9 protein-coding genes are annotated in these 11,810 nt (G+C 44.8%); all 9 read right to left on the bottom strand.

Annotated features, from left to right (window positions below; genetic code table 11):
• Positions 1 to 157: 157 nt before the first annotated feature.
• The 9 genes from I579_RS04860 to recG all read right to left on the bottom strand — a co-directional run bounded on the left by I579_RS04860 (position 158) and on the right by recG (position 11,724).
• Positions 158 to 1,135, bottom strand: coding sequence for an ATP-binding cassette domain-containing protein (locus I579_RS04860; RefSeq protein ID WP_051091760.1), 978 nt, complete (start codon positions 1,133 to 1,135; stop codon positions 158 to 160).
• Positions 1,089 to 2,195, bottom strand: a complete 1,107-nt coding sequence (locus I579_RS04855; protein WP_010754724.1) for an ABC transporter ATP-binding protein — start codon at positions 2,193 to 2,195, stop codon at positions 1,089 to 1,091. Before I579_RS04855 ends, I579_RS04860 begins: the two co-directional genes overlap by 47 nt.
• A gap of 14 nt (positions 2,196 to 2,209) precedes the next feature.
• A complete protein-coding gene (gene oppC / locus I579_RS04850; RefSeq protein WP_010754725.1) occupies positions 2,210 to 3,139 on the bottom strand; it encodes an oligopeptide ABC transporter permease OppC in 930 nt (309 codons plus the stop codon).
• A gap of 1 nt (position 3,140) precedes the next feature.
• On the bottom strand, positions 3,141 to 4,631 hold the full coding sequence (locus tag I579_RS04845; RefSeq protein ID WP_010754726.1) for an ABC transporter permease: 1,491 nt from the start codon (positions 4,629 to 4,631) through the stop codon (positions 3,141 to 3,143).
• Positions 4,632 to 4,881: 250 nt separating this feature from the next.
• Positions 4,882 to 6,876: a peptide ABC transporter substrate-binding protein gene (locus tag I579_RS04840; RefSeq protein WP_174270023.1), complete on the bottom strand. Its 1,995-nt coding sequence runs from the start codon at positions 6,874 to 6,876 to the stop codon at positions 4,882 to 4,884.
• Between the two features lie 687 nt (positions 6,877 to 7,563).
• Positions 7,564 to 8,046 (bottom strand): IS200/IS605 family transposase, encoded by a 483-nt coding sequence (gene tnpA, locus I579_RS04835; protein ID WP_169337957.1) that lies wholly within the window; start codon positions 8,044 to 8,046, stop codon positions 7,564 to 7,566.
• Between the two features lie 181 nt (positions 8,047 to 8,227).
• The gene (gene acpP, locus I579_RS04830) at positions 8,228 to 8,473 is read right to left on the bottom strand and encodes an acyl carrier protein (protein WP_010754729.1); all 246 of its coding nucleotides are present in this window, start codon (positions 8,471 to 8,473) and stop codon (positions 8,228 to 8,230) included.
• A gap of 108 nt (positions 8,474 to 8,581) precedes the next feature.
• A complete protein-coding gene (gene plsX, locus I579_RS04825; protein ID WP_034810824.1) occupies positions 8,582 to 9,601 on the bottom strand; it encodes a phosphate acyltransferase PlsX in 1,020 nt (339 codons plus the stop codon).
• Between the two features lie 98 nt (positions 9,602 to 9,699).
• Entirely contained in the window at positions 9,700 to 11,724 is a 2,025-nt protein-coding gene (gene recG, locus I579_RS04820) for an ATP-dependent DNA helicase RecG (protein ID WP_010754731.1), read from the bottom strand.
• Positions 11,725 to 11,810 lie beyond the last annotated feature (86 nt).

The raw sequence follows: 11,810 nt of genomic DNA, 5'->3' as shown, positions 1-11,810 counted from the left end.
TCCCTTCTTTCTGCTTTTATTGTAGCATGGCGCTTTCATAGAAAGACACTCAAAGACATTTCTTTACAAAGTAAGACAACAAAACAGGCAGACTCGCGTCTGCCTGTTTTGTCTCTCAATAGTTTGGTACAGAAAGTGGTATAGATAATAGCAACTGTTAGTTCTTAACAGCCGCTCGATACCCAGCGGTTTCCGCCTCATTTCCATAGACAAAGTGTCCCGGAATGATTTCGACAAATTTCGGTTTGTCCACGGAGTAGTCGTGCATGTTTGGATCATAGACATGCAACTCTTTTTTACGAGCCAAGATTGGGTCCGGTACTGGTACGGCGGACAACAAGGCTTTGGTATAAGGATGCAGAGGATTGCGGAATAATTCTTCCGCTTCCGCCAACTCCACAATCCGACCGGAGCGAATTACTGCAATCCGATCAGAGATGAAGCGCACCACTGATAAATCATGGGCAACAAAGAAATACGTAACGCCTTTGTCCCGCTGAAATTCTTTTAAGAGGTTCAAAACTTGTGCCCGAATGGATACATCCAAGGCAGAAATCGGTTCATCGGCTACTACCAATTCCGGTTCCATGATCAAGGCACGGGCAATTCCGATCCGTTGTCGTTGTCCCCCGGAGAATTCGTGAGGGTAACGGTTCAAGTGTTCCGGCAATAGACCTACTCGTTCGATCATGTTTTCAACTTTTGCTCGCCGATCTGCATCGGAGTCAAACAGATGGAAATTATACAAACCTTCCGAAATGATGTAATCCACCGTCGCCCGTTCATTTAAGGAGGCAGAAGGATCTTGGAAGATCATTTGAATTTTCCGGATGATATTCGATTCTTCTTTGGCAGTCAATTTTTTATTGATTTTCTGCCCTTCAAAGATGATGTCTCCGTGAGAGGTCTCGTTCAAGCCTAAAACTGCCCGACCGATCGTTGTTTTACCGGAGCCGGACTCCCCAACTAGTGAGAAAGTTTCGCCTTTATAAATATCAAAGTTGGCATCTTGCACCGCTACGAATTTGTTGCGACCTTCGCCAAAAGTAATTTCTAAATCTTTAATGGATAATAATACTTCTTTGTCCTTAGATTCCAATTGGTTGTCCTCCCTCTTCAAGATCTTTTGCCTCATAGTCCTCAGGTGCGATCTCTTCTTGAAGGGCCACTAGTTTTTCATGAAGTCCTTGGATCGCAGCCGGTTTTTCCACTTTTGGTGCCCGGGGATCCATTAACCAGGTTTTGGCAAAATGAGTCTCGGAAACTTGGAACATCGGTGGTTCTTGTTTAAAGTCGATTTCCATGGCATAAGGATTCCGTGGAGCAAACGCATCCCCGGCGATATCCTTGTACAAAGAAGGCGGTGTACCTGGCACGGAGTAAAGCTCCGAACCTTTTTGGCTCAACTGAGGCAAGGAAGATAGCAAAGCCCACGTGTATGGGTGTTTTGCGTTGTAGAAGATGTCTTCCACTGTCCCGGTTTCGATGATTTGCCCGGAGTACATCACCGCTACTTTATCGGCAATTGCTGCTACCACGCCTAAGTCATGAGTGATAAAAATGGTGGTGAATTTGTACTCTTCTTGTAATTCCCGAATCAAGTCCAAGATTTGGGCTTGAATGGTCACGTCTAGTGCGGTGGTCGGTTCGTCACAGATCAATACTTTTGGCCGACATGCCAAAGCAATGGCGATAACCATCCGTTGACGCATTCCCCCGGAGTATTGGAAAGGATATTCATCGTAACGTTTTTCCGCATCGGGAATCCCCGTGCGTTTCATCAGTTCGATGGCCATTTTCCGGGCTTCTTTTTTGTCTTTGCCTTGGTGCTTGATAATGACTTCAGAAATTTGCGAGCCGATGGTTTTAATCGGGTTCAAGGAAGTCATGGGATCTTGGAAAATCGTTGCGATTTCTTTTCCTCGGATGCCTTCCCATTGTTTGTCTTTGGTTAAGTCGCTTAAGACTTTGTCGTGGTAACGAATGGTTCCATTTGTGATATGTCCATTTTGTTCCAACATACCGGTAAACGTCTTCGTCAAGACGGATTTACCAGAGCCGGATTCCCCTACGATGGCTAGCGTTTCTTGTTCTTTGATTTCCAAAGAGACATTACGAATCGCTTTTAATTCACGATTACGGACGGTGAAGCCCACGGAGAGGTTTTCAACGGATAATACAGTTTCTTTTTCCATGATATCCCTCCTAATTACATATGTGTCCGTGGATCGGCAGCATCCGCCAAGGTTTGGCCGACGATATACAACGATACCGAAACGAGCGCCAAGACAGCCACAGGGATCCAAAACAGATACGGATAGTTACTCATATTTGCAGTGTATTTTGAAATCAGTTTTCCTAGGGAAGGTACATTGGCACTCAGACCAACTCCCAAGAAGGACAAGAATGTTTCATACGAAATGAAAGACGGCAATGCCCGCGAAACATCGGTTACGATAACCGAAGTCAAGTATGGCAAGATGTTCCGGAAAATCATGCGCATCGTTGGTGTGCCCAATGTTTTGGAAGCCAAGTTGTACTCCCGATCTCGCATGATCATTACTTGAACCCGAATAAAGTAAGCCGTAGCCAACCAACTGGTCAAGCACATAGCGAAAATCAAATTCCAAAAACCACTACCAAAGGAATAAGACAAGACCATGATGATCAACAATTGAGGAATGTTAGAAAAGATGTTGTAGATTTCGATCATGAAACGATCGATTTTCTTCGACGTGCCCCAAATTGCACCTACAACCACCCCGATAATCGTACAAACCACGGTTGCGATCACACTGATGGAAATGGAGGTTTTCGCTCCCGCCCAAACTGCGTCAAACAAAGAGTGACCGTTGGCGTCGGTACCGAACCAAAATTCGGCACTAGGTGGATTGTAACGTTTGCCAAAGTCATTGATTCCATCCACATTCATATAGTCATAACCAGATAACATTGGCTGGATGAAAGACATTAGGAGGATTGCCACCATTAAGACCAACATGGCAATCGCTACTTTACTAGAAAAGAACTTGCGCCATACCGCCCGCCAGTATGAGTAAACGGGGGCATCGATGCGTTCGGAGGCGTGTTCGTCCATTTTGACGAAACTAAAGTCGTTATTCGTTTGATTGACTTCCAAGTTACTTACCCCCTTTTTCGGAAAGTTTAATTCGTGGATCCACTAAGGTCATGGTGATATCCCCTAGAAGAATCGAGAAGATTGAAATCGTCGTGAAGATAAAGACTAAGCCGATAACGATTGGGTTGTTATGAGCTTTAATCGCATCCGGCAACATTTTCCCCATCCCTGGTGCGGCGAAGACCGTTTCGGTAATAGTCGCCCCGGCGATGGTTCCGATGACTGCGGATGGAATCCCGTTAACCAATGGAATCGCGGCATTTTTGAAGATGTGCTTGCGACTGATTTCCCCGGCACTTAAGCCTTTTGCTTTGGCAAATTTCACGTAGTCGGCGGATTGTTGGTCAATCATGTAACGTCGTAACCAAATGACAATCCCGGATACGGACAAAAGCCCTAAAATAATCGTTGGCAAAATATAGGAACGAATGTCTTGTGCCCCTAAAGTTGGGAACAAGTCTGGTAGGCCAAACGCACTAGAACCGATAAAACGGAAGAAGTAAATGAAGGCCAATGATGGTACAGAAATCAAGACGGTCACGATTGCCACACCGAATTTATCCGGCCATTTGCCCTTGTAACGGGACATAATCATGGACATCGGCACGGCTACCCCATAAGAAATCAAGACAGCGATAATCCCCATACGCATGGAGTTGCCGATCATGGATGGATCTTGTTTGTTATTTAGCGTAATCGTGTAGTTATCCGAGAACATGTTCTTTTCTCTGGTGGATAAGTTTGCCGTCATTTGATATTGACGGGAATAGATATTCATAGCCGTTTTAGAAGTCTTGCCATTTTCAAAAGTGACTTCTTGGGAATCGGCCTTCCCTTGGTCCCCACCGATAACTTGGGTTACAGGTTGTCCTGCGAAAGTTGGATAAGAAGTTCCCAGATTGAGATGGAAAATATTTTGGTGAATAAATGGAAACTCACCGTTGAAATAAATTTGGTATTTGTATTTCGTACCACTACCTACGACAGACCAGCCGGCTAATGGATCATTGGTGATTTTGTAGCCACGCTTCATGTCTTTGTTATCCGGGTCATTAATTTTCCACGGATGGTCCACTTGGATTAAATTTTTATAGAATCGGAAGACCCGGGTCGTCAAAGGCAATTCTTTAATCGCATAATAGCCCTTGCTAACTGGAAATTGTTCCAGCTCATAGCCGTTTGCCTTCGCCCATTCTTTAAAAATCTTAGTATTGGCAGCAGTATCCTCAGCGGTTACTTCTGGGTGGTCCTTTTTGACTTCTGCAATCAATTTACTGGACGGCAGATAATCCAAATAACCCATTTTGCTAAACGCCGTATTCTCGTAGTCTTTTAAATCATCCGGTTTGGATTTTAATTTCCCATAAGTGACGTCGTTTTGAAAAATGGTCTTTCGAGGGATCAGACTGTAAATCACACCGTAAGTTAAGGTAGTAACTAAAAAGATACTTAGGATTGATCTCAGGATCCGAAAAAACAGGTATCGTTTCACTATGAATCTCCTACTTTCTATACACTTATAAGTTAAGCCAGAACCGCTTAGAAGAATAAGCACCTGCTGTTTTAAAAAAACAATCACAGCAGGTCTTATTACTACTCAGCTTCAGCTAGACTTTATCATTCATGTAAAAAAGGCTAGTAAGCATTCGCCGTTAGCCTTTTTTACCGGTGAACCAACTATTTAGATGAAGCTTGCTCCCTGTGAGAGACAAGGAGCAAACCCTTTTGAATCATGTTTTTACTTATTCTGCTTTGGCAGCTTCTTCACGAGCTTTTGACCACTCGTCATGAGCTTTCGTCCATTGATCTTGGCTAACCGCTTCGTCTTGGACTTCCATGTATTTGTAGCGTCCTAGACCTAAACCGTCATATCCTAGACCAGAGTAACCAAAGGCTGTGGAGAATGGTACAACGTTTGATACAGATGGGACTCCTTGGCTAGCAAAGATTGGCACTTGGATAACATTTTCCACCAACCATGCTTCTGCATCAGCGTAAGCATCGTAACGTTTGTTTACATCGTCAGTAATAGCAGACGCTTTATCTAACAACGCATCGTATTCAGACAATTTCAAGGCTTCTTTGGCTGCCTTACCAGTGTCTTCGCCTTCAAGGGTTGTATCAGCATCAAGACCTAATGTAGTCAACATATCCCCAGAGTGAGAGTTGTAGATATTCAAGTAAGAAGATGGGTCCATATAGTCAGGTCCCCAACCAGAAGCAGTAGAGATATCGTAGTCAGTTGCGGCAGAAGAAGTTGCTTGGTAGGTTGCTGCATAGTAGGCATCTTCGTTTAGCAATTGGATGTCGATTACGACGTTTTCTTTGCCTAGGGCATCTTCTACGGATTGTTTCATGGATTTATCCGCATTTATGAGCACTTCAGCTGTTTCTTGTTCTGGCAAGTCCAAGTGAATTGGGAATTCTACGCCTTCCGCTTCCAACTCAGCTTTCGCTTTAGCGAAGTATTCTTTGGCTTTATCTACGTTGTACGTACCGTCTTGACCTTGCGCCAAGTTGATATCCCCAAAGGCTTCTGCATCAGCCGCTTGAACTTTCTCTTGAACCACTGCACCGAAGTCTTTGCCGTCGATGGTTACAAAGTCAGTTGGTACTAAGGTGTTGCGCAAGGCAGCTGCAGCACCGTCATCCCCAACGCTTTGTGCCCGATAAGCAGTTTTGTTGAACGCGAACTGGAAGGCTTTCCGGAAGTTCAAGTTCATGATTGCTTTTTGAGTATCTTCTTTTTGTTTGTCTGTTTCTTTAGAAGTGTGCTCATAAGCTTGACGGTTAAAGTTGAAGGTCATGTTAAAAGTAGAAGACCCCGGCAAAGCGAAGTTGACGTTGTCGCCATTTTCCGCTTGGACGTCTTTGTACCCAGCAGAGTTTGGATAAACCCGTGCTTCTGTTAAATCGCCAGCTTGGTATTGTTTGTACAACCAGTCCGGATCAGATCCGTCGTTGTAAGTTAATTTCACGCTATCGATATTCACGTTGTCTGGATCCCAGTAGGATTCATTTTTCGTGTATTCGATGGAAGATTTCGCTGTGTTGCTTGCCAACAAGAATGGCCCATTGTAAAGGATGGAGTCTGGTTCTGGTAGACCGAAGTCATCCCCTTTTTCATTTAAGAACTCTTCGTTGATTGGATACAAGATCCCGTAAGTTAGTTTTGAAGGCCAATAAGTTTCTGGCGCATTCAATGTGTATTCCAAAGTGTAATCATCGACTGCTTTTACACCCACTGTGGAGAAGTCGTCTGTCTTCCCAGCGATGTAATCAGACAATCCTTTGATGCTGTCAGCTACGATGTACAAAGTTTCGGATTTCTTTTCAACTGCATGTTTCAAAGCAGTTACCCAGTCATTCGCCGTTACGTCCGCACCGTATTCGTTGCCCTCAGCGTCCACCCAAGGTACACCTTCACGGATCTTGTAGGTATAGGTCAAACCATCTTCGCTGACTTCGTATGATTCAGCCAAAGCTGGTACTAAGTTGCCTTCTGGATCCCATTCATATAACCCGTCCACGAAGTTAGAATAATGGATACTGTTACTTTGGCGTTGAGAGAAGGTGTAGTCCAGGGTTTCGATGTCCGTCTTAAATACATAGTTGTATTCACTTGCCGCACCTTTGTCCCCTGAGTCACCAGAGCCGCCTTTGGAACTATTACCGCCACCGCCACAAGCGCTTAACGCGATTGCCGTAACAAATAAAGAACCGAGTACTTTTTTCATTTTCATGTCCATACCTCCAATTTTCCTTTTTTTCATAATCAACCGCTTTATGAAATTAGTGAGATATTATCGGAATAACGATGGTTTGTCAATTCAAAAAAGTCTATTATTTTTGAATTATCAGAAAAATGTGTCGTAAAAAAAAGCGAACTTCTTCAGCGCATACTCTTTTGTTTGCTAGGAAAACCTAGAAACAATCTGGGGATTTTTAGTAATTATTAAAATCCCAGCGTGAAAAAATTCGTATTTTAAAGTTTGCTGCACACATCAACTTTTTTTTCGAATTTAGTTGTTTTTTTAGCCAATTCGAAACGTAGGTTTTTCCATCGACGCACCAGTTATCCTTAAAAATATCTACGTGTAATTATAATAAAAAAAAAGCCAAAAGTCTATAAAAACAAACACTTTCTAATCGAAAAGTAGGTATGACCCGGAAAAAAGTCGGTAAAATCCGGGAAAACGCCTTATTTTCTGCTTTTTTTCAGAAAACACGGATAAAGAGCTCCCACTGCCATGTAAGCTAGTCGCAAGGGAAAATCAGCCCGCTAAAAATCATTACCACCCGTCTAACGGGTGGTTTGCTCTGCGGGTGTAACCCCTTGTTGCTATGGCTACGCCTAAAGACGTTATCCTTCACTTTGTTCAGGCTCAATGCCCTTGGCACTTTCACTTACCGGTCAAACCGGTTTATTTTTTTCTGAAGCCACCATCTGAAAATGGGTCTTCATATTCTCGTACACTCAATTTATCGAGTGCGATATCGTGTGATTCCTGTTCCCGAATATACTTTGCGATTGTTTTTTCGTTTAATCCCACGGTACTAACATAATATCCTTCTGCCCAAAATTTTCGATTGCCATACTTATATTTCAAGTTGGCATGACGATCAAAAATTTGTAAGGCACTTTTGCTCTTTAAATAGCCAACAAATGAAGAGATACTAATTTTGGGTGGAATACTTACCAATATATGAACATGATCTGGCATCATATGTCCTTCGATAATTTCGACTCCTTTGTACTTGCACAAGAGTTGGAAGATCTCAATTAAATCTCGCCTTACTTGATTGTAAATTACTTTCCGTCTATACTTTGGTGTAAATACAATATGATACTTACACATCCATTTTGTATGCGCTAAGCTGTTTGTTTTATTTGCCAAAAATCCCATTCCTTTCAATTGAGCCTGAACAACCCAATTGTACGACAGGAATGGGATTTTTGGTGGCATAGCCACTGATTCTCTACCCGCATAGCGGGTAGTTTTTTGTTTCGGACGCTGTGCGACCTCAACAGGGCTCCACGCCCAACTAACGAAAAAAGAACCGCTCCTAGCGGTTCTTTCCAAGGGCTTATTTATTCAAGCGATTGTAGACATAGTCCACGGCGCCGCCCACTGTTTCGATTTGTTCTGCGTCTTCGTCAGAAATTTCGGTACCGAACTCGTCTTCAAGTTCCAATACAAATTCCATGACACTGATCGAATCAGCGTTCAGATCGTCTTTAATACTCATCTGATCCGTTACTTTTTCAGGATCGATCTCAAAATGGTTTGCGATAACTCCCGCTACTTTAGAAAAAACTTCTTCTCGCGTCAATTGCATTCACCTCCACGCTTTTGACCAACAAGCAAAGATAGCTAATAGTCATTTTACTTTTTTTGGCAAACTTTGTCCAGAACATTTTGCAAAGAGATGACAAAGATGTCAATCAGATTGCACTTCTGGCGCGATGGTGCCCGTTTCAAATTGGGTTACTAAATCCCCTACCACATTGGTTTCCAGCATGGTGTGAATCTGTTTAATCGTATTGGCCACTGCCTCAGGACCGGTTGCCCCGTGGGTTTTGATCACCGGAGCCTTCAAGCCGAAGAGCACGGCGCCCCCGTACCGGGAATAATCCAAGGCGTCTTTTAAAGAGTACAGACTGTCCTTCATGAAGAAAGCCCCCATCTTACCCTTGGTACCAGAGTCTTTAATGGCATCTTTTAGAAGAGCCATTAAATTCAAGGCAGTTCCTTCGATGGATTTTAGCACCGCATTGCCGGTAAAGCCATCTGTCACCACCACGTCAGCAACTCCGTTCAGTAATTCCCGAGCTTCCACATTGCCGATAAAGTTAATGCTTGGTTCTGCGCTTAACAGTTGAAACGCTTTTTTGGTCAGCTCGCTACCTTTGGTTTCTTCCGTGCCGTTGTTTAACAAGCCGACTTTCGGATTAGTAATGTTGCGGACGTTTTTCGCGTAGAAAGAACCTAAAATGCCGTACTGCAATAAGTGTTCTGCCTTATTGTCCGCATTGGCGCCTAAATCAAGCATATCGAAGCCTTGGTCTTTGCCCATCACCGGTAAAGTCGACATCAAGCCGGGGCGTTCCACCCCTTTAATCCGCCCCACAATAAACAAGCCGGCTGCCAAAAGCGCACCGGTATTGCCGGCAGAAAAGATCGCATCGGCCTCTCCGTCTTTCACCGCTTGGGCGGCTAGTACCATGGAGGCTTGTTTTTTCCGACGAATGGCTTTCACCGGTTCGTCGTCGCTGTTGATTTTTTCATCGGTATGGATAATCTTGACGTTTTTTTCATCGTCCAAGTATTTTCTAATCTCGGCTTCTTTGCCGTAAAGTTGGAATTCAATATCTGGGAAGTTTTTTTTCGCCAAAACAACCCCTTCAATGATTGCCTTTGGTGCATTGTCGCCACCCATGGCGTCCACTGCGATTCTCATCATTTGTTTCAATCCTCCTGATCAAGCATTGTAATTTCTTCAAAGTATAGCATAGAACTTCCGGCGATTGAAAGACTCCGCCGGCTTCCCTGGTTCTCTTAATCAAAAAAGGCCTTTTCTGGGTCACTGATTTCTGCGGCTAGCTCTTGATAGTCCGGCAAAAGCTGCCAGTCTTTCATCTGCCAAACGCTCTGGGCCTCGCTACGTGCGACTTCTAAGATATTGGCATCTGCAACTAAGTCCCCAGCCACAAATTGTGGCAAGCCAGATTGACGGAAACCAAAGACCTCTCCCGGTCCCCGTAGTTCCAAATCCTTCTCACTCAAGACAAAACCGTTGTTGGTTTCGGTCATGATCTTCATGCGCTCTTTGCCCATTTCATTTTTCGGTTCCGCCACTAAGATACAAAAGGAAGCCTCGGCTCCTCGGCCCACCCGACCTCGTAATTGGTGCAACTGAGCCAAACCGAAGCGCTCCGCATCCATGATCAGCATCACCGTGGCGTTAGGAACATTGACCCCAACTTCAATGACCGTGGTGGAAACTAAAACTTGGGTTTTACCGTCTTTAAAGTCCGTCATAATGGCGTCTTTTTCGGTATTTTTCATCCGGCCATGTAACAAACCTACTTGGTAGCGGTCGCCATAAAAAGCGGCTAAGTGATCGTGGATTTCCACGGCATTTTTCACGTCTAACTGTTCCGACTCTTCAATCAAAGGACAGATGACATACATCTGGTGACCCCGGCCGAGTTCACTTAAGCTCCAGTCCAAGACGCTATCTAGCTGCCCCGGGCGTACCCAGCGCGTTTCAATAGGAATCCGGCCTGCAGGTAACTCGTCAATAATCGACACGTCCATTTCCCCGTAGGCCGTAATCGCCAAAGTCCGAGGAATCGGCGTCGCGGTCATAAAGAGGACATCTGGTCGCCAGCCTTTTTCCCGTAAGACTTTCCGCTGGTTCACCCCAAAACGGTGCTGCTCATCGGTGATCACCAGACCCAGATTGGCAAACTCCACCCCTTCTTGGATCAAGGCATGGGTCCCTACCACGATATCAATGGTGCCATTGGCCAACTCCTCTAAGATAACCCGCCGTTCTTTCGCCGGCGTAGAGCCGGTTAAAAGCGCCGTGGTGACTTCTAAAGGATCAAAGAGCTGGTTTAAGCTTTCGATATGCTGTTGCGCCAAGATTTCTGTCGGCACCATTAGCGCCCCTTGGAAGCCTGCGGTCATGGTGGCGTACAAGGCAATCGCCGCCACCACGGTTTTGCCGCTCCCCACATCCCCTTGCAACAAGCGCTGCATGTGCTCCGGACTCAATAAATCGCGACAGATTTCATTGGTAACTTTTTGCTGAGCCGCCGTTAACGTAAAGGGCAAGCTGGCAATAAAAGCCTTTAAGCGTTGATTGTCGTATTGAATGGCTAGCCCTTGGGACACGGACTTTTCCCGGATTTTTAAGCCTTGAAGTTTCATCTGAAACAAGAAGAACTCTTCAAAGACTACCCGGCGCTTGGCTTGGTGATGCTCGGCTGGGTCTTTTGGAAAATGCATGGCGTACATGGCCGCAGCCTTATCCATTAGCCGGTATTTTTCCCGCAATGCCAAGGGTAAATTTTCCTTGATTTGATCGCCATAGTCGGCAAAGGCTTGCCGAATCAAAGGGATCAAGGTCTTCTGTTTCACCTTTTGGGAGACGTGGTAAATCGGCGCAAAGTCCCCTTGATGCCCACTGCCGAGAATCTTCATGCCGGTTAAGGCCTTTTTCTTGGCATCCCATTTGCCATAAACCGCCAGCTCTTCCCCTAAGACGACTTGGTCTTTTAGGTAAGGCTGATTGAAAAAGGACACGCTAAAAACACCGTGGTCTTGCATCATGCGAAAGCGTAGGACGGACTTTTTATAGCCGAAGCGATTCAAGACCGCTGGAGCCACTACCACGCCTTTAATCGTGACTTTCTCCTGATCGTTAATCTCTGCCAGTGTTCGCTCTTGAATGTCCTCATAGCGGAAGGGATAGTAGCCCATTAAATCCCTCACTGTGGTGATTCCTAAGGCTGCCAAGTCTTGGGCTCGCTTTTCCCCCACACCTTTTAAGTATTGTACAGAGACTGCTTCCATCTACTTCCCTCCCTTATTAAAAAGAAGGCTCGGACAAAATCAACTGTCCCAGCCTCCTTTCCAAATCATTCTTTGTTGTTTGTTGT

This window comes from Enterococcus asini ATCC 700915 (genome assembly GCF_000407365.1).
GTDB lineage: Bacteria > Bacillota > Bacilli > Lactobacillales > Enterococcaceae > Enterococcus_C > Enterococcus_C asini.
This window is presented reverse-complemented; position numbering and strand designations above follow the sequence as displayed.

Coding starts and splice junctions, on each gene's coding strand:
- I579_RS04855 (WP_010754724.1), bottom strand. CDS start 2,195: ATGGAAAAAGAAACTGTATTATCCGTTGAAAACCTCTCCGTGGGCTTC.
- I579_RS04860 (WP_051091760.1), bottom strand. CDS start 1,135: ATGAGGCAAAAGATCTTGAAGAGGGAGGACAACCAATTGGAATCTAAG.
- plsX (WP_034810824.1), bottom strand. CDS start 9,601: ATGAGAATCGCAGTGGACGCCATGGGTGGCGACAATGCACCAAAGGCA.
- tnpA (WP_169337957.1), bottom strand. CDS start 8,046: ATGGGATTTTTGGCAAATAAAACAAACAGCTTAGCGCATACAAAATGG.
- I579_RS04840 (WP_174270023.1), bottom strand. CDS start 6,876: ATGAAAAAAGTACTCGGTTCTTTATTTGTTACGGCAATCGCGTTAAGC.
- recG (WP_010754731.1), bottom strand. CDS start 11,724: ATGGAAGCAGTCTCTGTACAATACTTAAAAGGTGTGGGGGAAAAGCGA.